We start from the raw sequence: 24,312 nt of genomic DNA on the forward strand, positions 1-24,312 counted from the left end.
TGCAACCAGATTGGACCCAAGCATGCAGCAAGATGTTTTCGGACAGATGAACACCCTGACCCACCCGGACAGCGCCGAAGCGTGGAATGGTGTTCTGCTTGGCTTCATGGCTCACGCAGCGGTCACACCTCAGCATCTGGGCAAGGTGCTTGAGCTTGAACCGGGCTTTGCGCTTGGACATGCCATCAAGGGGCTGTTCATGGTTCTGTTGGGTCGCAGGGAAATGATGGAGGTCGCCCATCAGGCCGCCGCCGCCGCAAAAAGTGCGGCTGCTGAGCAGCCGATTTCGGCCCGCGAGACACTGTATCTTGAGGCCCTGGATCACTGGCTGGCAGGCCAGCCCACCCGCGCCGTGCAAACCTTCGAGGCAATTCTGCGCAGCCACCCCGAGGACACGCTGGCCATCAAACTCAGCCACGCGACCCGTTTCGTGTTGGGTGACTCCGCAGGGATGCGACGCTCGATCGAACGGGTTCTGCCGGCTTATGCGCCTGATCACCCCGGTCGTGGATACCTGCTTGGGTGCCATTCCTTTGCGTTGGAAGAAACCGGTGCCTACGAAAAGGCCGAAATCGCAGGGCGGCAGGCTCTGTGGATGGTCTCGGACGATGCGTGGGGCCTACACGCAGTCGCCCACGTGCACGAAATGACGGGCAATGCGCAATCCGGTCTGGACTGGCTGGCCGGGCGCGAGGCTGCCTGGTCCCACTGCAACAACTTCCGGTATCACGTGTGGTGGCACAAAGCGTTGATGCATCTGGATCTGGATCAGATCGACCAGGTGCTTGATCTGTACGACCACGAGATTCGCCAGGACAAGACAGATGACTATCGCGATATTTCGAATGCGACCTCGCTGTTGTCGCGGCTCGAGCTTGAAGGCGTGGACATCGGCACCCGATGGGAAGAACTGGCCGACCTGAGCGCCGCCCGCACCGAAGACGGCTGTCTGATTTTCGCCGATCTGCATTACCTTCTGGCACTGACTGGTGACAACAGGCCCGACTCGACCGCCAAGTTGCTGGCCCGCATTCACAAGGACTCGCAACAGCCCGCAACCGACACGGCACGTCGCATGGCCGACCCGGGCTTGGCCGCCGCCATTGGCCTTGAGGCATTTGGAAAAGGCGATTATCTCCAAGCCTTCGAGCATCTTGCAAATGCGCGAAATTCGATGCAATTGGCCGGCGGCAGTCACGCCCAGAGGGATGTTTTTGAACGCATTACAATCGATTCCGGCCTGCGTGCCGGACGCCTCGATGTTGTCGAGCGCATTTTGGACGACCGCAAGGCCAAACGGTCCGGCACCGAAGACAATTACGCCCTCGCGCGCCGCGCTCTGATCAGTTCGGCCCGCGACCAATCCGGTGTGCAAAGCGTACCGGCTGAATAACAAGACGACCACAAAGGACAGAGAGACGAATGGCGACCGCATCGCCCGCTTCTGATTTTGCACCGGTGGCGGCATCCTCCGCCCCTGCTGCCGCAACCCGCGACCCGCGGCTGGATTTCTATCGCGGTATTGCGATGTTCATCATCCTGATCGCGCACATCCCGAACGACCCTTGGGCCAGATGGATCCCGGCCCGGTTTGGATTCTCGGACGCGACTGAAATCTTTGTTTTCTGCTCGGGCATGGCTTCGGCGATCGCCTTTGGCGGCGCGTTTGAGCGCAAGGGCTGGTGGATGGGTACCGCCCGGGTCAGCTTCCGCATCTGGCAGGTCTACTGGGCCCATATTTGCCTGTTTTTCTTTGTCGCCATGTCCATGGCGGCACTGGATCTGTCCGGAGCCTTCGACAAAAGCTATGTCTCGGGATTGAACCTGCAGCATTTCTTCAACGACCCGATGCCACAGATGGTGGGGCTGTTCACCCTGACTTATGTGCCGAACTATTTCGACATCCTGCCGATGTACCTGGTCGTTCTGGCAATGATGCCGATGTTCATGGGCCTGTCGCGCCTCAGCATCTGGGCGGTCGGGTTGGTCTCGGTCGCGATCTGGCTGGTGGCGCAGACCGGTATGCTGGCGCTTCCGGCCGAACCGTGGTCGGACCGCCAGTGGTTCTTCAACCCGTTTGGATGGCAGTTGCTGTTTTTCACGGGCTTTGCATTCATGCGGGGCTGGATTCCTGCGCCGCCGGTTTCCAAGACGCTGATCTGGGCCGCGGCATTGTTCCTTGTCCTCTCGGCCCCGTTCGGATCGTGGAAAGTGTTCTTGTGGGTGCAGGCGGCCGCCCCGGATCTTGCCGAGAACATCCGAAAGGTCTGGCCCCTTACAAGCGAGCTGCGCGAAAAAACCGATTTCGGCCTGTTCCGGTACATGCACTTCCTGTCGCTGGCCTACCTGGGGTGGGTGGCTGCAGGGCAACATGGGCATCGCCTGATCGCCACCGGCAACACGATCGGCGCGCAGCTGTGGCGATGGATCCTGAAGCAGATCACCAAAGTGGGCCAGCAGTCCTTGGCGGTATTTGTATTTTCCATGGCAGCAGCACGACTTATCGGCGTTTTCCTCGACGAATTTGGGCGGGATTTTGCCACCGTTCTGGCCGCAAATCTAATTGGATTTGCATTGATCATCGGCGTGGCTTATCTGGCCGCTTGGTTCAAATCACACCCATGGAAATCGAAGTCATGAAGTTCACGCGTCGTGCATTCCTTGCGTCGACTACGGCGCTGGCCTTCGCCCCGGCCACCTTTGCCACCGGTGGCGAGGTGCCATTCGACCGGGCCGACATCATCGCCCTTGCCCGCGATCTGGCCAGCCGCCCCTACGAGGCGCGCGAAACCGTTCCGCAGGCGTGGCAGGACCTCACTTACGAACAGTACCGCTCCATCCGTTTCCGGCTGGACCGTGCACTCTGGTACGGGACCGATACGCCGTTCAACGTCGATTTCTTCACCCCCGGCCTCTACTTCCCGCGAACCGTTCAGGTCTCGGCAGTTGAGAACGGGATGATCGCGCCAGTTGCCTTCGACCTCGAGATGTTCGACCGGGCCGAGGATGTCCCCGATCTGCCCGTGGACGAAACGCTGGGTTTTTCGGGTTTCCGGCTGCGCACCGAGATGCATCGCCCTGGCAAGACGGACGAGTTCTGCGTCTTTCAGGGAGCCAGCTATTTCCGTGCCATCGGCCTGCACGAGGTCTATGGTCTGTCGGCCCGTGGTCTTGCACTAAAAACCGGGGATCCCGAGGGCGAAGAATTTCCGGATTTCATCCGATTTTGGCTGGAGCGCCCAAAGCCCGGCCAGCGCAACATGATCGTTCACGCCCTGATGGACAGCCCCAGTGTGACCGGCGCCTACCGGTTCGATATCTCGGCCGGCGCTGACTGCATCATGGAGGTGCAGGCAACCTTGTTTGCTCGGGAAGAACTTCCCCATGTCGGGATCGCTCCGGGGACGTCGATGTTCCTGTTCGATCAGACCAATCACAACCGGTTCGACGATTTCCGTCCGGCCGTGCATGACAGCGACGGGCTGATGATCCGAAACGGGGCGGGAGAAGTGATTTGGCGCCCGCTCGCCAATCCCAAGAGATTGCAGGTGTCCTCATTCGTCGACATGAATCCTCGCGGGTTCGGACTGATGCAGCGCAAACGCGCGTTTTCCGACTATGCCGACCTCGAGGCGCAATACCACAAGCGCCCCGGCCTTTGGGTCGAGCCGATGGGCGATTGGGGTAAAGGTACGGTCACTCTGGTCGAAATTCCGGCCGATCAGGAGATCTACGACAACATTGTCGCCTATTGGCGTCCCGCTGAACCGGTCGCTGCCGGTGCTCAGCTCGACTTGTCGTACCGCCTGATCTGGGGCGAGGAACCTCAGCGGACCGCCATGCCGCGGGTGATCAACACCGCAATGGGCGAGAACACTTTCGGGGAAGGACGGCTTGCGGTGATCGACTTCGAAGCCAGCGAGTTGCTCGACGATCCGGACGCCCTCAGCGTGTTCGTGCAGTCGCCTCATGCGGAAACCTCGGACGGGGTTCTGCAACGCAACCCGGATACGGGCGGTTTGCGTCTGGCCTTTTCGTTTCAACCCGGCGACCGCGACCACGTAGAATTGCGCGCGCAACTGAGGCTGGGTGACGAGCCCGCCTCGGAAGTCTGGATGTACAGATGGACAGCATAATCCCGGACCTGAAAATCATGCCGCCCGAGGCACAGCTGGCAATGCCGGAGCAGGACTTTGGCGCCGGGTTTCGGGACGCCCAAGCACCTGCGGATGCCCGCCGGTCGTCGGCTGGCCTTTGGCGCGCATTGGCGTTTTCCCCGGCCATGGCGGCTTCGGTTGCATTGCTGTGGGTCATGGCGGACTGGTTCGACGCCGAAGGGATAAACGTGGTCGAAGCGATCCTTTTGGCATTGATTTCGTTCAATTTCTTCTGGATTTCCTTCACGGTCTGCACCGTCCTTCTGGGCATGGTCTCTCTGGCCCGGCAAGAGCGTCCGGTACGGCAGGGTCGCGCGCAGCCACTGCGGGTCGCTTTGCTGATGCCGGTCTACAACGAAGTGCCGTGGAACGTGTTGGGCAATGCCCGCACGATGCTGGAAGAACTGCGCGCCCGAGGGGGCAAGCATCACTATGCGATGTTCATCCTGTCCGACACCCGCGATCCGGAAATCGCGGCCCAGGAACAGGCCAGCATCGAGGCGCTGCGTACCACGCTCGCCCCGGGGCTTGAGCTGTATTACCGACGCAGGGAACAGAATACGGACCGCAAGGTCGGCAATATTGCTGATTGGGTCAGCCGCTGGGGTGGCGCTTGGGATGCAATGCTGGTTCTGGACGCCGACAGCCTGATGACCGGGCGTGCGATCGCGCGGCTGACCGACGCGCTGGCCCGCGATCCCGGCGCCGGCCTGATCCAAAGCTATCCGCAACTGATTGGTGCCCAGTCCGTCTTTGCCCGGATGCAGCAATTCGCCAATGGTGTGTACGGCATCGCGTTCGCCGAGGGCCTCTCCCGTTGGTGCGGCCAGGAAGGCAACTATTGGGGCCACAACGCCATCATCCGCACCAAAGCCTTTGCGACCTGCGCGGGTCTGCCCAAGCTGCGCTCGCTCTCGGGCCAGGAACAACTGATCATGAGCCACGACTTCGTCGAGGCCGGGTTGCTGCGCCGCGCCGGTTGGGGCGTTCGCTTTCTGCCGCGCATCCGAGGCTCGTACGAGGAAACACCGCCGACATTGATCGACCACGCCCTACGCGACCGCCGCTGGTGCCAGGGCAATCTGCAGCATCTGCGTCTGCTCGGCTCGACCGGGTTTCGGGCCGTGTCGCGGTTTCATCTGTTCCACGGCGCCGTCGGATACCTGATGTCACCCTTGTGGTTCGCACTGCTGGTCATGTGGGCGTTGATCGGTCAGGGCAAGGATGCTTCGGTGCTGCACTATTTCAGCCCGGACAATCCGATGTTCCCCCAGTGGCCGGAAATGACCGAAACGCGGCATGTTCTGATCATCCTTGTCATGTACGCGATGCTGCTGGCCCCCAAGATTCTGGGTGCCCTGGCATTGCCCCTCAGCGGTGTTCGCTATGACGATTTCGGCGGCCGGACCCGGTTTCTTGCGTCACTCCTGTTCGAGGTCGTGCTGTCGATCCTGTACGCACCGATCCTGATGGTGCAGCAGATGATCGCCGTGTTCCGCACCGTTCTCGGTGTGCAAAAAGGCTGGACCCCGCAGGCACGGGATGGCGGCACTTATGGGCTGCGGACGCTGATCGTGTGTCACGCGCTCGAAACCATCAGCGGCTTCGCGCTGAGCGCGGGTATCCTGGCCGGGTTGGTCTCGGTCTGGTTGGCTCCGATCGCCATCAGCCTGACCTTTGCGGTACCGCTCTCCGCACTCAGCGGCGTATCTGCGGCAGCAGCGCGTCGCATGGTCGGCATGCCCGAGGATTTCCACGAGCCCGCCATCACGCGGGCGGCACGTTCGCATCGCAACGAGTTGAAACGCCTGATCGAGGGCAAAGGAACCATGACCCCGGCGGAATGATCACCCGCCGGGCAACCCTTCGTACCAATCCAGCATCATGTCGGCCCAGCCCCGCGGAACTGTATGACCGCCGGGAAACAGAGCGAACTCCAATGCGCTGCCGTCAGCACAGGCGGTCCACTTGCGGCGCATGAATTGGCCTGTCGTTGAATACCCGTCCGGACGGTTGTCGGCGCATTCGTTGGCCTGCCGCCAGATTTCAAGCCCGGCGAAGATGTCGCCCTGAAGGAACCGACCGCCGCCCAGTGCGCGCCCCTCCAGCGGCACCACGTTGTCGGTCCAGCCATGTGTGTGGAACAGGCGCACGGGCCCCGCACAACTTTCGGGATGCGGGCGCCAGAATCCGCCTGAGACCGGCACATAGGCCGAGAATGCCTCGGGATCGGCGCAGGCCAGATAGTTCACCATGAAGCCGCCGGCCGAGAATCCTCCCAGCACCACGCGATGGTCATCGATCCCGAACCGTTGGACCGCATCCGCAACAACCTCCTTCAGGAACGCGGCTTCGTCTCGCCCGTCCCACCCCGGATAGAAGTTCCAGCTCTTTCGCCCGTTGCGCTCGGCCCCCTCGGGTGCCATGACCGCATATCCCCGCGCCAGCAAGGGTTCGACCATGCCGCGGTTTTTCATGGTTCCCTGCGCGCTACCGCCATACCCGTGCAGGAACACGACCAACGGCGGGTTGGAGTCTTCCGGCAGCTCGATGCGGTAGCTTCCGGTTTTAGTCTCGCAAACACCCTGATCCTGCCCACACGCGGCCAATGCCGGAGTTGCGGCGGTTGCGATCAACACAGCCAACAGATCCCTGAGCCTCATCACGCCCCCTCCGAATACGCCTGCACCGGCAGCCCGGCCCGCACCCAGCCCGGACCTGCGGCTGACCCCAGCATCCCTTCGGGCACGTCAAGAATGTTGCCGTAGCCCGCCTCGGTCAACCTGTTGCCCAGCCGCGCTGACCGCACACCACGGGCGCAGATCAAGGCAATCGGCCGCCCCTTGTCACCGCCAGACAGGCGATCCAACACATCCAGAAAGTCTTCACGGCGCATGTCCAGCGGTTGGGCGCCCTGCCCGATGCCTGAGGCCCGCCATTCGCGCGGGGTCCGAATGTCGAGCAACAGGATTTCCCCTGCAACAGCCTTTTCGTGCGCCCGAGCGACGGTCAACGTACCGCCAGAAAAGTCTTCGGGGATCAGACGGTATTCACGGATCGCAAAACCCGCGAGAACAGCGGCCGCGCCCCCAAGGAACACGCCTCTGCGGCTGAGCCTGGTTGTGATCGCCAATGTGCACCCTCCGGTTTCTCCAAGCCGGTTTTATCACGGGTCCGCCTCCGACGCTGCGTCGAAAAGCCGGGTACGGATCAAGTTCGCGTCATTTTCGCGCAGGCTTTGGCCAAAAATTCGCGGGGAGTAGTGCAAGGTGAAAAACTTGCAATAGCTGGACAGTCAATAAATTATCCTTACAAAATCAACAGCACCCTGACCGCTCAGCCCGGAGTATCGCAGTTGTCCCTATTCCTTATCGCGGCCCTTCCCTTCCTCGGAGCTGTCTTTCCCGCCCTGCTGATCCGCGCCGGGCGCAACGCAGCCGCGTCGGCAGCGGGATTGACCACGTTTCTGGCCTTGATGGGGCTGCTGATTCATATCCCAGACGTCATGAACGGCACGGTGGTCACCGCGCGGTTCGACTGGATTCCAGGGCTGGGGTTGAATGCCAATTTCATGCTGGACGGGCTGGGATTTCTGTTCGCGCTGCTGATCCTTGGCATTGGTCTGCTGATCATCCTGTACGCGCGGTTCTACCTGTCGCGTGAAGACCCAATGGGGCAATTCTATACCTATCTCCTGCTGTTCCAGGGCGCGATGGTCGGTATCGTTCTGTCCGACAACATACTGCTTTTGCTGGTTTTCTGGGAATTGACCTCGCTCAGTTCGTTCTTGCTCATCGGCTATTGGAAACACCTGCCCGAAGGCCGCCAGGGCGCGCGGATGGCGCTGGCGGTCACCGGGTCCGGCGGGCTGGCGATGATTGCGGGGATGCTGATCCTCGGCAATATCGTGGGGTCCTATGACCTGAGCGTGATCCTCCAGAACCGCGAACTGATCCAGTCTTCGCCCTACTACCTGCCGGCGTTGATACTGATCCTGCTGGGATGTTTCACCAAGTCGGCCCAGTTCCCGTTCCATTTCTGGCTGCCGCATGCAATGGCCGCTCCAACGCCGGTTTCGGCCTATCTGCACTCGGCCACGATGGTGAAGGCTGGCCTGTTTCTGATGGCGCGCATGTGGCCGGTTCTGGCCGGAACCGAGGCGTGGTTCTACATCGTCGCCACCACCGGCCTGGTGACCATGCTGATCGGCGCGGTGATCGCGCTGTTCAAGGATGACCTCAAGGCGTTGCTGGCCTTTTCGACGGTGTCGCATCTGGGGCTGGTCACGATGCTGCTGGGCTTTGGCACCAAGATCGCGGTCGTGGCCGCCATCTTTCACATCATCAACCACGCCACCTTCAAGGCCGCCCTGTTCATGACCGCCGGGATCGTGGACCACGAAACCGGCACCCGGAACATCAAGCGCCTGGGCGGGCTGCGCCATTTGATGCCGATCACCTTTACGATCGGAACAATCGCTGCCTTGTCCATGGCAGGGATTCCACCTTTGAACGGTTTCCTGTCGAAGGAAATGATGCTGGAAGAAACCGTGCACACGGTCTGGCGAAACTCGCACTATCTGGTGCCAGCCCTTGCCCTGGTAGCCGCGATCTTCTCTGCCGCATATTCCTTCCGGTTCGTGTCCCACGTCTTCCTGGGCCCTGAACGCGAGGATTACCCTGCGCACCCGCATGACCCGCCAGTGGGGCTGTGGCTGGCGCCGGCATTCCTGGTCGTGCTGGTCGTGCTGATCGGCCTAAACTCGGCCGCCATCGTCGGCCCCTTGGTTGCGGTTGTGTCTTCCGCGGTCATAGGTGGCGAGAAGCTGCCCTATTACTCACTGAAGCTGTGGCACGGGTTCACGCCCGCCCTGTACATGTCGATCGTCGCAACTTTTGGCGGCCTCTTTCTTTTGGCTTTGCACCGCCGCGGCGAGCAGTTCTGGAATATCCTGCCCCGCCCCGAGGCCAAGACCATCTTCGACGCCGTGATCGGCGGATTGACCGCCGCCAGCCGCTGGATCACGGACGAGTTGCACAACGGTGTCATCAGCCGCTATGCGATAATCCTGATCGCCTTTACGGTCGGCCTTGGATACTATGCCTATTCGACCGGCACGATTGGCGTTGAAACGCGGGTTCCGCTGCCGGCCCCGATCATTCCGATCATCGGCTGGCTGTGCCTGATCGTGGCGACGATGGGCATCATGTGGTTCCACCGGAACCGTTTGCTGTCTCTGGTCCTGATCGGTGTCGTCGGCCTGATCGTGTCGATGGCCTTCAACTATCTGTCCGCGCCTGATCTGGCCCTGACGCAGATCTCGGTCGAAGTCGTCACGATGATCCTGCTGCTGCTGTCGCTGAACTTCCTGCCGACCGAGACCCCATGGGACAGCAGCGCAGCGCGGCGCTGGCGTGATGCTGCCATTTCGGTGGTGGCCGGCATCGGCGCCGGGGGCTTGATCTATGCGCTCATGCTGCGCGATTTCGCCTTCCCGACGATTTCGGAGTTCCACCTGGCCAATTCCTACAAAGGTGGCGGCGGCACCAACGTGGTCAACGTGATCCTGGTGGACTTCCGGGGATTTGATACCTTCGGCGAGATCATCGTGCTGGGGATCGCGGCCCTGATCATCTTTGCCCTGACCGAGGCCGTGCTGGGCACAAGCGTCCGGGCCTACCTGCTGAACCGCAAACCGCACTGGCCCCAGTCGGGCGACTCTCATCCGCTGATGATGGTTGTTGCCACACGTGTGATGATGCCGATTGCCCTGATGGTAGGCGCCTATATCTTCTTCCGGGGGCATAACCAACCCGGAGGCGGGTTCATCGCCGGTCTGGTGGTCGCGATCGCCTTCCTGATGCAGTACATGGCCAGCGGCTATACCTGGGCGATCGAGCGGCAGCGGTTCTATTATCACGGCACCATCGGCTGGGGCGTTCTGATCGCCGCGGCCACGGGTCTGGGCGCCTGGTTCAACGAACGGCCCTTCCTGACCAGCGATTTCGGCTATCTGCATTGGCCACCGCTGGAAGAATTCGAATGGGCCACGGCCATGCTGTTCGACACAGGCGTGTTCCTAGCCGTTCTGGGCGCCGTGATGTTGGCGCTGGACAGCCTGTCGCGCTTTGCGTGGCGGCCGGGCATGGCACAGGAATTCCCGATGGACATCAACCCGTTGCGGGATGATCTGGCCGAAGAGCAAGAAAAAGCGAAGGAGCAGGGCTGATGGAAGCACTCGTCGCATCGGCCGTTGGCGTTCTGACCGCCGCAGGGATCTTTCTGATCCTGCGCCGCCGGACCTTTCCGGTCATCCTGGGCCTGTCTCTGCTGACCTATGCGGTCAACGTGTTCCTGTTCGCCACGGGACGGCTGGCCGTGAACGCGCCTGCAGTTCTGAACAAATACGAAGAGGTTCCCTATACCGATCCATTGCCGCAGGCCCTTGTTCTGACGGCGATTGTGATCTCGTTCGGGATGACAGCTGTGATCGTGATGATCGCTCTGGGCGCCTACCTGTCTTCGAAGGATGACCATATAGACATGGCCGCGCAGGACAGCGTGGATGACGCAGGAGAAGACGCATGAACCACTGGATCGTTGCGCCGATCGTCCTGCCCGCGATCCTGGCCCCCTTCATCATCATGGTTCTGCGGTACCATCTGGACCTGCAGCGTATCTTTTCAGTCGCCGGTGTGGTGGGCTTGCTCGGCATCGCGCTGACCATCACTGCGCAGGCGGCGGGCGGCGAGATACATGTCTACGAACTGGGCGATTGGCCGGCTCCGTTTGGCATTGTTCTGGTCCTTGACCGGTTGTCCGCGATGATGGTGTTGCTGACGGCGTTGCTGGCCTTGCCTGTCGTGCTGTACGCCATCGCGTCCGGGTGGGACGAACGCGGCAACCACTTTCACCCGTTGTTCCAATTCCAGCTGATGGGTGTCTGCGGCGCCTTCCTGACCGGGGACGCTTTCAACCTGTTCGTATTTTTTGAGGTGTTGTTGATCGCCTCCTACGGCCTGATGACCCATGGCGGCGGCGCGGTACGCCTGAAGGCCGGGGTGCAATACGTCACCTACAACCTCTTGGGGTCAACTCTGTTCCTGTTTGCATTGGGCACGATCTATTCGGTTACCGGTACCCTGAACATGGCCGACCTGGCTGTGCGCGTCGCGGAAATTCCGGCCGAAGACACCGCCCTGTTGCGCGTGGGTGCGGTTCTTCTGCTGCTGGTCTTCTGCATCAAGGCCGCTGTCCTGCCGCTGCATTTCTGGCTGCCGGCCAGCTATGCCAACGCGCCGCTGCCAGTTGCCGCGCTGTTTGCGATCATGACCAAGGTGGGGGCCTATTCGATCCTGCGGGTCTATACTTTGGCATTCGGCCCGGATGTTGCCGTCACCGAAGGACTGGTTGGTGACTGGCTACAACCTGCCGCGCTGGTGACCCTTGCCATCGGCTCGATCGGTATTCTAGGCACGCGGCACATCGCGCGCATGGTTGCGTTTTGCGCCATCGCCTCGATGGGAACGCTGCTGGTGGCTATTTCCTTGTTCACCGAGACGGCCACAGCCGCCGCTCTGTATTACGTCTACCATTCAACACTTGCGACCGCGCTGCTGTTCCTGGTGGCCGATCTGGTGATGGAACGTCGTGGAGGGGCCATTGCGCCCCGCCCGCCGATGCCGCAAAGCGGGCTGATCTCGGCGCTGTTCTTCGTAGCAGCCATAGCGATGGCGGGCATGCCGCCGTTGTCGGGGTTCATCGGCAAGCTTCTGGTGCTGGATGCGTCTTGGTATGCGCCGGATGCCACCGCAGTCTGGGCGGTCGTTCTGATCGGGTCCTTCGTCACCATCGTGGGACTGGCTCGCGCCGGATCCCTGATCTTCTGGAAAAGCTATGACGCCAGCACCCAGATCGATCCGGAACCCGAAACCGAGGCCACCAACGATGATGAACCCCCGCACCGGCCCGCGCCTGAACCGCAGCCGGGGCTGGCGTTCACCTCGGTGTTCGGAGTGGTTCTGGGCCTCGTCCTGCTGACCCTGTTCGCCGGACCCTCGCTGGACTACACTCGCAAGACCGCCGCGCAACTGTTCGCGCCGGAACAGTACATCTCGGCCGTATTGGGAAGGGAAGACTGATGAAACTGCTGCGCCGGATATTTCCCCACCCTCATCTGAGCTTCCTGCTGACTCTGGTCTGGGTGTTGTTGGCCAACGCGCCCTCGCTGAACTCGTTGGTGTTTGGGTTGCTTCTGGGGATCATCATTCCCTTCATCACACAACCCTACTGGCCCGACCGGCCCGTCCTGCGGAACTGGCCCATGGTCGTTGAGTACATGATCGTGGTTCTGTGGGACATCGTGGTGGCCAACGTGACCGTGGCCCGCATCATCCTGTTCAAACGCGACGCGGACAGACAACCGAACTGGATCTCGATCCCGCTGGAACTGCGCACACCCGAAGCGATCACGGTACTGGCTGGAACCATCACCATGACTCCGGGCACCGTCAGTTGCGACCTCTCGGCCCAAGGGCATTGTCTGCTGGTCCATTGCCTGGACGCTCCGGATCCGGGCGCGGTACGAGACCAGATCAAGCAGCGTTACGAGCGCCGCCTGAAGGAGATTTTCGAATGATCGAATATGCAATCTATTTTGCCTTTGCCTGCTTTGGGGCCGCGATCATGATGTGCCTGTGGCGGATCATCACCGCCGACGGTGTGGGAACGCGAGTGCTCGCCCTTGATACGATGGTGATCAACACCATCGCCCTGATGATCCTGTACGGCCTGCATCTGGGCACCGAGATCTTTTTCGAAGCCGCCATGATCATTGCCATGCTGGGCTTTGTTTCGACCGTGGCCTATGCGCGCTTTATGCTGCGCGGCAACATCATCGAGTGAGGCCGCCATGGAATTCATCTTCGAGCTTCTGATTGCATTTTTCCTGATCGTTTCAGGGATTTTCGGCTTTGTCGGGTCATTCGGCATGATCAAGCTGAAGGATCCGATGTCGCGGCTGCACGCCCCGACCAAAGCCACCACGCTGGGCGTGGGCGGTGTGTTGCTGGCCTCGATCTTTCATTCGATCCTGATCGAACAGCGCCTTTCCATGCATGAACTGCTGATCACGCTGTTCCTGTTTCTGACGGCTCCGATCACGGCTCTGTTCATTGCCAAGTGGCACATACACCGCCATGAAGCCCCCGAGGATCTGCCAGACGCGGGCGAAGACAAGCTCTGGGCCACCCACGCGGTCGAGCAGGTCGAAGACGTCCCGGATCACAGCGCGAACTGACTTCATGAAAACACCTTCGTTGCCACTTACCCGCGATCTGGTTCTGGTGGGCGGAGGTCATACGCACGCGCTTTTCCTTCTGAAATGGGGGATGAACCCCCTACCCGGCGCGCGGTTGACCGTGATCAATCCTGGCCCGACCGCGCCCTATTCCGGGATGTTGCCTGGATATGTCGCGGGGCACTACGCCCGCCGCGACCTGGACATCGATCTGATCCGGCTGGCACGGTTTGCGGGGGCCCGGATCATTCTGGGGGCCGCGATCGGCCTGGACCGGAACCGGAGGCTAGTGAATGTGGCCGATCATCCTGATGTCGCTTTCGATGTTGCCTCGATCAATGTCGGAATAACATCGGACATGCCGTCTTTGCCCGGGTTCACGGAACATGCCATCCCGGCAAAACCTCTTGGTCCCTTTGCCTCAAAATGGGCCCAGTATCTAGAGGCAACCGACCCTGCTTCGGTGGCGGTCATTGGCGGCGGCGTCGCGGGCGTCGAACTGGCGATGGCCATGGCCCATGCTCTGCGCGCCAAGGGTCGGCAAGCAACGGTCACTCTGATAGACAAGGCGCATATCCTGACCGCGATAAACCCCAAAGCCGCCCAGACCATTCGGCGGGCGATGGAACAACTTGGCATCGACTGCATCGAACAGGCCGAAATTGCGCAGATCACACCAAAAGGCGTGCAACTGACCGATGGGCGTCACATCACGGCTGATTTCACAACCGGCGCGGCGGGCGCCCGTCCCTATGACTGGATCGGCCAGACCGGGCTGGACCTGCACGACGGCTTTATCCGAGTGAACGGGTATTTGCAGTCCAGCGATCCATCGGTCTTCGCAGTCGGAGACTGCGCTCATCTGGATGACACGCCGCGCCCCAAGGCCGGTGTCTTTGCCGTGCGAGAGGCTCCTGTTCTCTTCAACAACCTGCGCGCAGCCCTCGGGGCTGGATCCATGCGCCGGTACAAGCCGCAGAAGGATTACCTGAAGCTGATCTCGCTGGGGGAACGCTCGGCACTGGCCGAGCGCTTTGGGACGTCATTCAGCGGACCTGTGATGTGGCGGTGGAAAGACCATATCGACCAGAAGTTCATGCGTCGCTTTCGTGAGCTTCCCCAGATGCCAGCCCCCGCGCTTCCCCGTCGCCATGCGGATGGACTGCGCGACGCTCTGGGCGACAAGCCCATGTGCGGCGGTTGCGGCGCCAAGGTAGGTCGCGGCGCCTTGCAGGCCGCGCTGTCCGCAGTACCGCGATCCGACCGTCCGGATATCGCGCCCCTGCCCGGGGATGATGCAGCGATGTTGACCTTTGAAGGCGTCCGGCAGGTGCTGACGTCAGATCATTTGCGCAGCTTCGTTTCGGACCCTGTTCTGATGACCCGCATCGCGGCCATTCACGCACTGGGGGACATCTGGGCGATGGGTGCGACCCCACAGGCCGCGACGGCCACTCTGATCCTGCCGCGCATGTCCTCTCAGCTGCAACACCGCACCATGGCTGAAATCATGGCAACCGCGACCGAAGTCATGCGCAGCGCCGGCGCTGAGATCGTCGGCGGCCATAGCTCGATGGGCGATGAGCTTACCATCGGTTTCACCATCACGGGTTTGTGCCAGTCTGATCCGATCACCCTGTCGGGCGGGCGGCCCGGTGATGTGTTGATCCTGACCAAACCGATTGGCAGCGGAGTCCTGATGGCCGCGGAAATGGCTGGGCAAGCCAACGGCGAGTGGGTAGTGGCCGCCTATGACCACATGACGCGGCCGCAGGGTGACGCCGCGCGCATTCTGGCCCAGGCCCATGCCATGACCGACGTAACCGGATTCGGACTGGCCGGGCATCTCGTTGGACTGTGCGAGGCATCCAACTGTGGCGCAGTCCTGAACCTCGACGCAGTCCCGGTCATGGAGGGGGCGCTCGAGCTCAGCCAGCAAGGGGTCCGGTCCAGCTTGTTCAACGACAATCGTTCCATCGCGCCCGAAGTTCCAATCGGCGGCAAAGCCGATCTGCTGTTCGATCCTCAGACCGCAGGTGGGTTGCTGGCTGCCGTTTCGGCCGACGACGCACGAAATATCTGCGACCATTTGCGTGCCGCTGGTTACCCGGCTGCAGTCATCGGTGTATTGAGCGACACACCCGGCCTGCGCCTTCAGAGCTGAGCCACAATCCCTTCGATTTCCGACGCGACCTGATCCAGCCCGTCCGTGGTCAAGGACACGGCATGCACGCGCGCAATCACATCAAACTGGTGGTTTTTCCGCGACTTTTCGTAAGCCGGGTCATAGTGCTGCTCCATCAAGGCACGCGTCAGAGCTTTCTTGTTGCCCTCGGCAATCTGAGCCATCCACGCATCCACGACATCATGCCCCCGGTGAAACCGCAGCGGCGACAGGCGGTCCTGCAAACGCTCGGCATCGGACAGGATGTCTTCATAGGCAGCGACCAGATAGTCCGTTCGCGCCTCGATATCTGCCGTGACAAGGATTCGCGGCGCTTGGCACAGGCTCTGCCAGACCGCTGGGGGCAAAATCAACGAACCGATTTTTGACGACTCGGCCTCGACCAACACGGGCCGTGCCGGATCAAGCGCACACATGGCCGAGGCCAAGGCAGATTCGAACGCTTTCTGGCTGGGTTGTCCGCCGGGTTGCTCGCCCAGCAGCGAACCGCGGTGATTGGCCAACGCTTCGAGATCCAGAACCTGCACCCCGTGCGTTTGCAGCTGGGCCAGAAGTTCCGTTTTTGCAGTGCCGGTATAGCCATCCAACGCCACCAGCTTGAACGGCAGCGGGTCATCGTAGAGGTACTGCTTCACCAGACGCCGATAGCTGCGGTATCCGCCCTCGATCACCTCGGCTCGCCAGCCGATCTGCTGCAGCATCCAGGTAAAGGATCCTGACCGCTGACCGCCGCGCCAGCAATAGACCAGAGGTCGCCAACCGCCCTCGTGGTGGCTGAGTTGTGTCTCGATGTGGGTGGCGGCATTGCGAAATACCAACGCAGCCCCCAGCTTGCGCGCCAGAAACGGGCTCTGCTGAACGTAGATCGTGCCGACACGTGCGCGTTCCTCATTGTCCAGAACCGGGAGGTTGATGGCGCCGGGCAGATGGTCCTCGGCAAATTCGGCCGGGCTGCGCACATCGATGATCGTATCGAACGGATGCGCATACAGCTGCGGCAGGTTTGAGAATTTCAGGGCCATGACAGGGGTTTAGCGCGCAGGATGGCAAAAGAAAAGAAGGCCCCGCTGATGTCATTCATCGGCTTCGGGCGCGATCAGGTCCGGCCCACTGGCCCGGTTGGAGTTTACGGCCGTGCCGACCCTGTGAAACTGCAACACATCCTCGGCGCCGGGTTTCATCAGGCGGGCTGCCCCCTTGCCGACCTCGCCCAGCCACAAGGTCCAATCCGCCGGTTCAATGATCAACGGCATCCGGTGATGAACCGCACGGACATTTTCGTTGGCTGCGGTCGTGACGATCGCGCAAGTCGCCTGCCGCGCCTCACCCTCGCCCCAGTTCTGCCAGATGCCGGCAAAGGCGATGGGCGCACCATCGCTGCGGTGGAAGTACCAAGGCAGCCGCGCACCGTCCTTGGTCTTGGTCCATTCGTAGAAACCCGTGGCCACGATCAGGCAACGCCGATCGCGGCAGGCTGCGCGGAAGGCCGGTTTCTGGGCCAGGGTTTCGGCGCGGGCGTTGATCAGCAGCGGACCGTCGTTTTGGGTTTTGTACCAATGTGGCAAGAAACCCCATCGCAGCGGGTCCAACTGCCGCCCTCCCTCTCTGGCGCGCACGACATGCACCTGATTTGTCGGGCAGATGTTGTAGTTGGGCACCGCCGGCAATGCGTTTGAAGGCCGCGCAGCAAACAGCTGCGCCATGGCATCGTTGGGAAGAGTTATTGCAAACCGTCCGCACATGGGTAATGAACCAACAACAAAAGTTTCAATCAGGCACAGGGTCACGCGCAGTCAGATGACAAATCAAGCACCAAATTCCCTCAAGGCCAAGGCGGTGGCGGATCTGGACTCCGGCAAGCTTCCTCAGGCTCTGAAGAAAGCTACCCTCGGCATCAAGAAATTCCCGAAAGACGCGGACTACCACGCGATTGCCGGATTCGTTCTGACCGAGATGAAGCAGTACAAGAAATCGCTGCCGCATTTCCAGGAAGCCGCCCGCTTGAAACCGGACGACCCGCAATTCGTCGAAAACATCGCGAATGCTCTTATGCAAACCGGCCAAATCGCGCGAGCGTTGGCCTATGCCGAAAAGATGGCCGAAAAGATGCCCGGCAACCGCGAGATCGTCCGGGTGATCGATGAAATCACATTCAAGGGGCACAACTGGCGCAGCATCATCGAGAACGCCACCAAGCGACTTATGACCGATCCGGACAACCCCAAACTGTTGTCCACCCGCAGCAGGGCTTATGGACGAGTCGGCTTCGTAGATGCGGCCTCGGCCGATATCGCACGGGCACACGAACTGGATCCCAACAACATAGAAATCGCCTTCCGCCGAGCGGTCGACCTGCACCAGGCTGGCGACAAGAAAGGCTGTACTGACCTTTTGTGGCGCGTCCTAGACATGGACCCTTATCATACGGCTGCATTATTCCAGCTGTCTACGATGGTTAAGGCTGAGCAAGCCGCGGCATTGCTTCCTAGGGTTGAGGAAGCAATTGCAAAGCGGGAACACCCCAATTCTACACTCGAGTTCACACTGGCGCAGCTCAAGTCGAAGGTCGACGGGCTCGAGGCCGCCCTTGCGCAGTTTGCAGTCGCGAACAGGGTACAGCACGACGAAAACCCATATGATTTCGGAGAAGAAGAGCGTAGTCTTTACCGCATTTGCGGCCTGTTCCCCGACAGCACGTCGGTCCCAAGTTCCGGGATCGAGGAAATGCCCCTGCCGATTTTTGTGATCGGACAGCCTCGCTCGGGCACCACCTTGATGGAAATGATGCTGAGTTCTGCCCCCGACATCGCGGGATGTGGTGAGTTGACCCTCGCATCTGACCTGTCAGCGCCATACTCGAACAAAAAGAAGGTTTTCTCGGACGCAGAAGCTGCGGAGTTCGCCAAGCAATTCCGCGAGTTGATGCCCCCGATCCCCGAGGGCTCGATCGCTTTCGTCGACAAGATGCCCCACAATTACCAGCGGGTTGGTTTTCTTTTGGCAGCCTTCCCCAACGCCAAGGTCATCAACATGCTGCGCGATCCGCGGGACGTCGGCCTGTCGAAATGGATCCGGCGTTTTCCAGCGGGCGGAATGCGATACGCATCGAACCTGAACTCGATCGCGCACTCGGCCAACATGTATCGCCGCTACATGCAGCATTGGGATGCCATCTTCGGTGATCGCATCCTTACGGTGCCCTACGAAAAACTGGTGGCCGATCCCGAGACCTACAGCAAGCAGGTTGCAGAATTCTGCGGGATCGAATGGCGCGAAAGCATGATGCACCCGGAAGAAAACAAGAAACAGGTGCGTACGGCCAGTATCGACCAGGTGCGCAATAAAATCTCGACCAAATCGGTTGGCGGCTGGCGTCAGGTTGCGGATTATATCCGGCCCATGTTGGACGGTTTCGACCCCGAGTTGTGGCCCGAATACGAATTCGATTAAGCCGAAACCCAACAAAAAAGGCCGCATCCTTGGATGCGGCCTTTTCTTTCTTTGTGTCAGCAATCACTTCTGCTGAATACGTCCGTCCAGATAGGGCGTGTATGGCGCATTGGCCGCAAGGTATTCAGCGGTCACATCCGCAAGATCGGGACCGAAGTCGTAGGCATTCTTGTCCTCGCCGGAGAACATCTTGTACCCGTCGCCACCGTTGCGGACATAGTTGTTGGTCACCACCAGATAGGTCTTGGCCGGATCGATCGGCACATAGCCATCACCTTCGGCCACCATGACCTCGGTCACGCGGCCTTCGTTGGGGGCCACAGACGGATCCCAGGTGAATTTCAGCCCGGCCACCTGCGGGAATCGGCCCTTGACCTCTTCCACCTGGCTGACGCCGTTTTCCAGCGCATCGATGATGCCCTGACCGCTGATCTCAAAGGTCGAGAGCGTGTTCTGGAAAGGCAGAACGGTCAGCACCTCGCCCATGGTCACGTCGCCCGCGTCGATCGAGGCGCGCAGGCCACCCGAGTTGGCGATGGCGATCTGAACGCCCTGATCGGCGACCCGCGCCAGCATGGCATCGGCCACCAGGTTACCCATCTCGCATTCCTGCACGCGGCAGATCGACCGGTCGCCTTCGATCGGAGCCGCGGAGTTGGCCACGACCTTGTTGCGGATCTCGTCCAGAGGTTTGGCAAGTTCTGCGATACGATCCAGGGCAGCCTGATCCTCGGTCACGGTGTTGTCCATGATCAGCGGTTCACCCACCGCCTCGACCACGTTGCCGTCGTCATCAAAGGTCACGTTTAGCTCGCCCAGGAATTTGCCGTAGGCATAGGCCTGAACGATCTGCACCCCGTTCACCACGGTGGGGTACGGCCCGGCGGCCTTGTCTGAAGTGTTCGACAGGTAGGTGTTCGAGTGTCCGCCCACGATCACGTCAACACCCGTGGTTTCCTGCGCGACCCGCTGGTCGACGCCATAGCCCGAGTGGCTGAGCACGATGATCTTGTTGATGCCTTCCGCCGTCAGCTTGTCCACCTCGGCCTGAACCGCCGGAACAGGATCAGAGAACACGACATTCGGCCCGGGTGAAGCCAACTCGTCGGTGTCTTCGGGGGTCAGGCCGATCAGGCCAATCTTCTCTCCACCTACTTCGATCACGGTCGATTTCTTAATCCGGTCAGTCAGAAGTTCCTCGTTCTCGATGTTCGCATTCGACATCAGAATCGGAAATTTGACCGCATCAACGAAACCGGCCAGAACCTCGGGGCCATCATCGAATTCGTGGTTGCCCACGGTCATCGCATCATAGCCCAGCTTGTTCATGAACTCGGCTGCGACCTTGCCCTTGTAGTAGGTATAAAACAACGACCCCTGGAACTGGTCGCCGCCGTCCACGAGGATTGAGTTTTCGGCCCGCGCGCGGGCGTCGTTGACCGCAGTCACCAGACGCGCCGAACCGCCGAAGCATTTGCCCTCGGCATTGTCCTCGGCGCCACAGCCGCTGTCATATTTGTTGATCGGCTCGAACCGGGAATGGAAGTCGTTGGTGTGCAGAATGGTCAGCTTGTAGTCGGCCGCCGCCATGCCTGCAGTCAGGCCAAGGGCCGCCACGGATGTCAGGAAACGGGTAATCATTTGAAACTCCCTGTTATTGATTGTCAGGATCGTGCGCCGAGGGCGGCAAAGAGTCAAAGGGGGAAATGCGGCTTGATTCTACCCCGCGCGCGGGGCATCACGGCGCCATGCTGATCTACAAGATATTCCGGGCCGAGGAATGGGCGGCCCTGCAGGCACAGGGCGAAACCCGGGGCGCGCCCATCGATGTGGCGGATGGGTTTGTGCATTTCTCCACCGCAGAACAGGCGGCGGAAACCGCGGCCAAGCACTTTGCCGGGGTCGAAAACCTGACCCTCGTGGCCTGCGATGCCCAGAAAATGGGCGATGATCTGAAATGGGAGGTCTCGCGCGGCGGGGCCTTGTTCCCGCATCTCTATCGCAACATGCGCATGGCGGATGTGGTCTGGGCCAAGCCGCTCCCGCTGGAAAACGGCGCGCACCGCTTCCCCAAGGAGATGCAATGACCGGCCATATCGACCCCGACCGCGCCCAGTTCGAGACGTTCAAGGCGCTGGACCGCGATCACCCGATCGAGATGCTGAACCTTGTGCGGTTCCGCGCCAAGGCCGTCTATCCCGCAGGCCACGACTTGGCCGGCGCGGGGCTGAGCGGCGCAGAAGCCTATCGCCGGTATGGTGCCGAAACCGCCCCGATCATCGCGCGGCTGGGAGCCTCGATCATCTGGCGCGGCGCGTTCCAGACAACGCTGATCGGCCCGCAGGGCGAAGCGTGGGACGAGATGTTCATCGCCCGTTACCCCTCGGCCCATGCGTTTCTGGAGATGGTGACCGACCCGGCCTATCGCGCGGCGGTCATTCACCGGCAGGCGGCGGTGGCCGACTCGCGTCTGATCCGCACCGCCCCTACCCCAACCGGAGCGTCCTTCGGATGAAACTGCCCGATAAACTCGCCCTGGCCGCGCTGCATCGCCTGGATCCTGAAACCGCGCACGGCCTGTCGATCAAGGCACTGAAAACGGGTCTGACCCCGGCGCCCGGTCCCGTCACCTCGATGCGCCTCCGCACGCAGTTGGCCGGGCTGGACCTGCCCAACCCGGTGGGGCTAGCCGCCGGGTTCGACAAAAATGGCGAGGTTCTGGGCCCGCTGTCACGCGCAGGCTTTGGGTTTATCGAGGTGGGCGCCGTGACCCCGCGCCCGCAGCCGGGCAACCCCAAGCCGCGCCTGTTCCGACTGACCGAAGACCGCGCCGCCATCAACCGGTTCGGCTTCAACAACAAAGGGATGGAGGCGATGGCCCGGCGTCTGGCGCACCGCCCAAAGGACGCGGTGATCGGCTTGAACCTGGGCGCCAACAAAGACAGCACTGACCGGGCGCGGGATTTTGCGCAGGTGCTGGCCCATTGCGAACAATGGCTGGATTTCGCCACGGTGAATGTCTCGTCGCCCAACACCGAAAAGCTGCGCGACCTGCAGGGGAAAGAAGCGCTGAGCGCCCTGCTGGCAGGTGTGCTGGACACCCGCGACGCCTTGGCGCGGCGGGTCCCGGTGTTTCTGAAAATCGCCCCCGACCTGACGGATGACGAATTGCGGGACATCGCCGACGTCGCCCGTGACACGGGCATCGAAGGTGTGATCGCCACCAACACGACCTTGTCGCGCGAAGGGCTGCGCAGCCCGCACAAGGATCAGGCCGGCGGACTGTCGGGCGCGCCCCTGTTCGAGAAATCGACCCGCGTTCTGGCTCGGCTGAGCCAGTTGACCGACGGGCAGATTCCGTTGATCGGCGTGGGTGGTATCGGCACGGCCGAACAGGCCTATGCCAAGATCTGCGCCGGGGCCTCGGCCGTGCAGTTCTATACCGCGATGGTCTATGGCGGCCTGTCGCTGGCGGCCGAGATCGCGCGGGGGCTGGATGCCCTGCTGGCGCGGGACGGGTTCAAATCGGTGGCCGACGCCGTCGGCAGCAAACGAGAGGATTGGCTGTGATCGAATACTGGCACAACCCACGGTGCTCAAAATCGCGCGCCGGGCTGGCCCTGCTGCAGGACCGCGGCGCCGAAGTCACCGTTCGCAAATACCTCGAGGACGCGCCCAGCGCGGATGAGCTGCGTTCGGTGCTGTCCCGGCTGGGCATCCCGGCGATCGAGATGATGCGCAGGGGCGAGGCGCGGTTCAAGGAACTGGGGCTGAGCAGGGAAACACCCGAGGAGGCCTTGGTTCAGGCCATGGCCGAGAACCCGATCCTCATCGAACGCCCCGTCGGGATCACCGCCGACAAGGCCGCCATCGGTCGCCCGCCCGAGAACCTGCTGACCCTGCTCTAGGCCACGTGCGCCTCGAGCCGGGGATAGCGCAGGCCAAGCGTCACCGCGCGGGCGGTGTTCAGCACCATCAGCGCGGCCCACAGCCCGTGATTGCCCATGGTCGGCACCAGCAGGAACAGCGCCACCACATAAATCGCCACCGACTGGATCATGGCGGTGCGCATGGCGCGGGTCCAGGTGGCGCCGATGTAGATGCCGTCGAACATCCAGCTGGCAACGCCGATCACCGGGGCCAGCGCTGCCCAGATCAGGTATTCGCGCGCCGCGATCCGCACCTCGGGAGCGGTGGCCATCAGGTCGATCAATGCGGGCCCTGCCACAAAAAACGTGGCCCCCAGCACCAGAGCCCCACCGACGCCCCATTGCGACGCCATGACCGAGGCGCGCCGGACCTGGTATCGGTCCTTGGCTCCGATGGCGCTGCCCACCAATGCCTCGGCAGAGAAGGCGAACCCGTCCAGCGCAAAGGCGGTGATTTCCAGGAATTGCAGCAGCACCTGGTTGGCGGCCAGGGTCACGTCCCCCAGATCGGCGCCCACGAACAGAAAAGTGGTGAAGGACCCGGTCAGTAGGACCGACCGGATCATGATGTCGCCATTGACCTGCATCATCCGGCGCAGGCGGGCGGGGTCGAAGATCCGCGCCCAATCGCGCCATTGATTGCCCCCGAACGCATCGCGGCACAGCCACAGGCCCAGCGCCAGACCCGTCCATTCGGCAATCAGCGTGGCCACCGCCACACCTTCAACGCCCCAGCCCAGCCCCAGCACGAACCACAAATCCAGCAGGATGTTCAGCCCGTTCATCCAAACCTGCAGGACGAACACGCCGCGCGTGCGCTCGACCGCGATCAGCCAGCCCGTCACCGCGTATAGCGCAATGGTCGCAGGCGCGCCCCAGATCCGAATCTCGAGGTATTTGCGCGTCAACGCCTCGACCTCGGGGCTGGCGGGCGACAGCGCGAAGGCCCCAGCGAATACCGCCACCTGAGCCACAATGAAGAACAATCCTGCCGCGCCGCCCAAGAGCAAACCACGCATGAGCAGCGCACCGGTTTCGGCCGTGTCTCCCGCGCCTCGGGCCTGCGCCGCCAATCCGGTCGTGCCCATGCGCAGAAAACCGAACACCCAATAGATCGTGGCCAGAATGACCGCGCCAATGCCAACCGCGCCGATCGGGGCGGCCTGCCCCATCTGGCCGACCACGCCGGTATCCACAGCGCCCAGAATCGGCACCGTCGCGTTGGACAGCACGATCGGCACCGCGATCTTCAGCACCCGTCTGTGCGTAATGGGTGCCGAGGCGTCCCGCATT

22 protein-coding genes are annotated in these 24,312 nt (G+C 61.6%); 16 read left to right on the forward strand and 6 right to left on the reverse strand.

Features of this window, described 5'->3' with window-relative positions; genetic code table 11:
- The first annotated feature begins 22 nt into the window (after positions 1–22).
- Genes ACR3EK_RS10710 through mdoH form a run of 4 tightly spaced genes read left to right on the forward strand, consistent with a single transcriptional unit; the run spans position 23 to position 6,004 of the window.
- The gene (locus ACR3EK_RS10710) at positions 23–1,393 is read left to right on the forward strand and encodes a tetratricopeptide repeat protein (RefSeq protein WP_480633357.1); all 1,371 of its coding nucleotides are present in this window, start codon (positions 23–25) and stop codon (positions 1,391–1,393) included.
- A 29-nt stretch (positions 1,394–1,422) separates the two neighbouring features.
- Positions 1,423–2,640, forward strand: a complete 1,218-nt coding sequence (locus tag ACR3EK_RS10715) for an OpgC family protein (RefSeq protein WP_480633358.1) — start codon at positions 1,423–1,425, stop codon at positions 2,638–2,640.
- Positions 2,637–4,136 (forward strand): OpgD/OpgG family glucan biosynthesis protein, encoded by a 1,500-nt coding sequence (locus ACR3EK_RS10720; protein WP_480634020.1) that lies wholly within the window; start codon positions 2,637–2,639, stop codon positions 4,134–4,136. The genes ACR3EK_RS10715 and ACR3EK_RS10720 overlap by 4 nt, the downstream gene beginning before the upstream one ends.
- Complete coding sequence (mdoH, locus tag ACR3EK_RS10725; protein WP_480633359.1) at positions 4,124–6,004, forward strand: glucans biosynthesis glucosyltransferase MdoH; 1,881 nt, start codon at positions 4,124–4,126, stop codon at positions 6,002–6,004. Before ACR3EK_RS10720 ends, mdoH begins: the two co-directional genes overlap by 13 nt.
- Here mdoH and ACR3EK_RS10730 read toward each other — a convergent pair whose 3' ends face one another.
- Both ACR3EK_RS10730 and ACR3EK_RS10735 read right to left on the reverse strand, forming a co-directional pair.
- Positions 6,005–6,820: a CE1 family esterase gene (locus ACR3EK_RS10730; RefSeq protein ID WP_170358422.1), complete on the reverse strand. Its 816-nt coding sequence runs from the start codon at positions 6,818–6,820 to the stop codon at positions 6,005–6,007.
- The gene (locus ACR3EK_RS10735; protein ID WP_480633360.1) at positions 6,820–7,290 is read right to left on the reverse strand and encodes a rhodanese-like domain-containing protein; all 471 of its coding nucleotides are present in this window, start codon (positions 7,288–7,290) and stop codon (positions 6,820–6,822) included. The genes ACR3EK_RS10730 and ACR3EK_RS10735 overlap by 1 nt, the downstream gene beginning before the upstream one ends.
- Before the next feature lie 222 nt (positions 7,291–7,512).
- On the opposite strand from ACR3EK_RS10735, the gene ACR3EK_RS10740 reads away from it, so the two are divergent.
- Genes ACR3EK_RS10740 through selD form a run of 7 tightly spaced genes read left to right on the forward strand, consistent with a single transcriptional unit; the run spans position 7,513 to position 15,619 of the window.
- On the forward strand, positions 7,513–10,386 hold the full coding sequence (locus ACR3EK_RS10740) for a monovalent cation/H+ antiporter subunit A (protein WP_480633361.1): 2,874 nt from the start codon (positions 7,513–7,515) through the stop codon (positions 10,384–10,386).
- Entirely contained in the window at positions 10,386–10,745 is a 360-nt protein-coding gene (locus ACR3EK_RS10745; protein WP_170337694.1) for a Na+/H+ antiporter subunit C, read from the forward strand. Before ACR3EK_RS10740 ends, ACR3EK_RS10745 begins: the two co-directional genes overlap by 1 nt.
- Complete coding sequence (locus ACR3EK_RS10750) at positions 10,742–12,298, forward strand: monovalent cation/H+ antiporter subunit D (protein WP_480633362.1); 1,557 nt, start codon at positions 10,742–10,744, stop codon at positions 12,296–12,298. Before ACR3EK_RS10745 ends, ACR3EK_RS10750 begins: the two co-directional genes overlap by 4 nt.
- The gene (locus ACR3EK_RS10755) at positions 12,298–12,795 is read left to right on the forward strand and encodes a Na+/H+ antiporter subunit E (RefSeq protein ID WP_093962616.1); all 498 of its coding nucleotides are present in this window, start codon (positions 12,298–12,300) and stop codon (positions 12,793–12,795) included. Before ACR3EK_RS10750 ends, ACR3EK_RS10755 begins: the two co-directional genes overlap by 1 nt.
- A complete protein-coding gene (locus tag ACR3EK_RS10760) occupies positions 12,792–13,061 on the forward strand; it encodes a K+/H+ antiporter subunit F (protein ID WP_093962617.1) in 270 nt (89 codons plus the stop codon). The genes ACR3EK_RS10755 and ACR3EK_RS10760 overlap by 4 nt, the downstream gene beginning before the upstream one ends.
- 7 nt (positions 13,062–13,068) lie before the next feature.
- On the forward strand, positions 13,069–13,455 hold the full coding sequence (locus ACR3EK_RS10765) for a Na+/H+ antiporter subunit G (protein ID WP_093962618.1): 387 nt from the start codon (positions 13,069–13,071) through the stop codon (positions 13,453–13,455).
- Positions 13,456–13,459: 4 nt separating this feature from the next.
- Positions 13,460–15,619: a selenide, water dikinase SelD gene (gene selD / locus ACR3EK_RS10770; RefSeq protein ID WP_480633363.1), complete on the forward strand. Its 2,160-nt coding sequence runs from the start codon at positions 13,460–13,462 to the stop codon at positions 15,617–15,619.
- Here the strand turns inward: selD and mnmH are convergent.
- Entirely contained in the window at positions 15,610–16,662 is a 1,053-nt protein-coding gene (mnmH, locus tag ACR3EK_RS10775; protein WP_480633364.1) for a tRNA 2-selenouridine(34) synthase MnmH, read from the reverse strand. The two genes, selD and mnmH, sit on opposite strands and share 10 nt — an antisense overlap.
- 51 nt (positions 16,663–16,713) lie before the next feature.
- Positions 16,714–17,382, reverse strand: a complete 669-nt coding sequence (locus ACR3EK_RS10780; protein ID WP_480633365.1) for an SOS response-associated peptidase — start codon at positions 17,380–17,382, stop codon at positions 16,714–16,716.
- A gap of 55 nt (positions 17,383–17,437) precedes the next feature.
- On the opposite strand from ACR3EK_RS10780, the gene ACR3EK_RS10785 reads away from it, so the two are divergent.
- Positions 17,438–19,090 (forward strand): tetratricopeptide repeat-containing sulfotransferase family protein, encoded by a 1,653-nt coding sequence (locus ACR3EK_RS10785; protein WP_480633366.1) that lies wholly within the window; start codon positions 17,438–17,440, stop codon positions 19,088–19,090.
- A 63-nt stretch (positions 19,091–19,153) separates the two neighbouring features.
- On the opposite strand, the gene ACR3EK_RS10790 is transcribed toward ACR3EK_RS10785, so the two are convergent.
- The gene (locus tag ACR3EK_RS10790; RefSeq protein WP_480633367.1) at positions 19,154–20,731 is read right to left on the reverse strand and encodes a bifunctional metallophosphatase/5'-nucleotidase; all 1,578 of its coding nucleotides are present in this window, start codon (positions 20,729–20,731) and stop codon (positions 19,154–19,156) included.
- Between the two features lie 107 nt (positions 20,732–20,838).
- Between ACR3EK_RS10790 and ACR3EK_RS10795 the strand changes: the two genes are divergently transcribed.
- The 4 genes from ACR3EK_RS10795 to arsC are packed head-to-tail and all read left to right on the forward strand — an operon-like array spanning position 20,839 to position 22,998.
- Positions 20,839–21,177: a DUF952 domain-containing protein gene (locus ACR3EK_RS10795; protein WP_480634021.1), complete on the forward strand. Its 339-nt coding sequence runs from the start codon at positions 20,839–20,841 to the stop codon at positions 21,175–21,177.
- The gene (locus ACR3EK_RS10800; RefSeq protein WP_480633368.1) at positions 21,174–21,605 is read left to right on the forward strand and encodes a DUF1330 domain-containing protein; all 432 of its coding nucleotides are present in this window, start codon (positions 21,174–21,176) and stop codon (positions 21,603–21,605) included. Before ACR3EK_RS10795 ends, ACR3EK_RS10800 begins: the two co-directional genes overlap by 4 nt.
- Positions 21,602–22,660, forward strand: a complete 1,059-nt coding sequence (locus tag ACR3EK_RS10805) for a quinone-dependent dihydroorotate dehydrogenase (protein WP_480633369.1) — start codon at positions 21,602–21,604, stop codon at positions 22,658–22,660. The genes ACR3EK_RS10800 and ACR3EK_RS10805 overlap by 4 nt, the downstream gene beginning before the upstream one ends.
- Positions 22,657–22,998 (forward strand): arsenate reductase (glutaredoxin), encoded by a 342-nt coding sequence (gene arsC / locus ACR3EK_RS10810; RefSeq protein ID WP_480633370.1) that lies wholly within the window; start codon positions 22,657–22,659, stop codon positions 22,996–22,998. Before ACR3EK_RS10805 ends, arsC begins: the two co-directional genes overlap by 4 nt.
- On the opposite strand, the gene ACR3EK_RS10815 is transcribed toward arsC, so the two are convergent.
- A complete protein-coding gene (locus ACR3EK_RS10815; protein ID WP_480633371.1) occupies positions 22,995–24,311 on the reverse strand; it encodes an MATE family efflux transporter in 1,317 nt (438 codons plus the stop codon). The genes arsC and ACR3EK_RS10815 overlap by 4 nt on opposite strands.
- Position 24,312 lies beyond the last annotated feature (1 nt).

It is taken from the genome of Ruegeria sp. BC8, assembly GCF_056535705.1.

Bases quoted from the DNA above. Each gene is read 5' to 3' on its own strand.
- ACR3EK_RS10780 (WP_480633365.1), bottom strand. From the start codon at position 17,382: ATGTGCGGACGGTTTGCAATAACTCTTCCCAACGATGCCATGGCGCAG.
- ACR3EK_RS10715 (WP_480633358.1), top strand. From the start codon at position 1,423: ATGGCGACCGCATCGCCCGCTTCTGATTTTGCACCGGTGGCGGCATCC.
- ACR3EK_RS10785 (WP_480633366.1), top strand. From the start codon at position 17,438: ATGACAAATCAAGCACCAAATTCCCTCAAGGCCAAGGCGGTGGCGGAT.
- mnmH (WP_480633364.1), bottom strand. From the start codon at position 16,662: ATGGCCCTGAAATTCTCAAACCTGCCGCAGCTGTATGCGCATCCGTTC.
- ACR3EK_RS10800 (WP_480633368.1), top strand. From the start codon at position 21,174: ATGACCGGCCATATCGACCCCGACCGCGCCCAGTTCGAGACGTTCAAG.
- ACR3EK_RS10750 (WP_480633362.1), top strand. From the start codon at position 10,742: ATGAACCACTGGATCGTTGCGCCGATCGTCCTGCCCGCGATCCTGGCC.
- mdoH (WP_480633359.1), top strand. From the start codon at position 4,124: ATGGACAGCATAATCCCGGACCTGAAAATCATGCCGCCCGAGGCACAG.
- ACR3EK_RS10765 (WP_093962618.1), top strand. From the start codon at position 13,069: ATGGAATTCATCTTCGAGCTTCTGATTGCATTTTTCCTGATCGTTTCA.
- ACR3EK_RS10720 (WP_480634020.1), top strand. From the start codon at position 2,637: ATGAAGTTCACGCGTCGTGCATTCCTTGCGTCGACTACGGCGCTGGCC.
- ACR3EK_RS10745 (WP_170337694.1), top strand. From the start codon at position 10,386: ATGGAAGCACTCGTCGCATCGGCCGTTGGCGTTCTGACCGCCGCAGGG.
- ACR3EK_RS10760 (WP_093962617.1), top strand. From the start codon at position 12,792: ATGATCGAATATGCAATCTATTTTGCCTTTGCCTGCTTTGGGGCCGCG.
- ACR3EK_RS10755 (WP_093962616.1), top strand. From the start codon at position 12,298: ATGAAACTGCTGCGCCGGATATTTCCCCACCCTCATCTGAGCTTCCTG.
- ACR3EK_RS10730 (WP_170358422.1), bottom strand. From the start codon at position 6,820: ATGAGGCTCAGGGATCTGTTGGCTGTGTTGATCGCAACCGCCGCAACT.
- selD (WP_480633363.1), top strand. From the start codon at position 13,460: ATGAAAACACCTTCGTTGCCACTTACCCGCGATCTGGTTCTGGTGGGC.
- ACR3EK_RS10815 (WP_480633371.1), bottom strand. From the start codon at position 24,311: ATGCGGGACGCCTCGGCACCCATTACGCACAGACGGGTGCTGAAGATC.
- ACR3EK_RS10795 (WP_480634021.1), top strand. From the start codon at position 20,839: ATGCTGATCTACAAGATATTCCGGGCCGAGGAATGGGCGGCCCTGCAG.
- ACR3EK_RS10805 (WP_480633369.1), top strand. From the start codon at position 21,602: ATGAAACTGCCCGATAAACTCGCCCTGGCCGCGCTGCATCGCCTGGAT.
- ACR3EK_RS10790 (WP_480633367.1), bottom strand. From the start codon at position 20,731: ATGATTACCCGTTTCCTGACATCCGTGGCGGCCCTTGGCCTGACTGCA.
- ACR3EK_RS10710 (WP_480633357.1), top strand. From the start codon at position 23: ATGCAGCAAGATGTTTTCGGACAGATGAACACCCTGACCCACCCGGAC.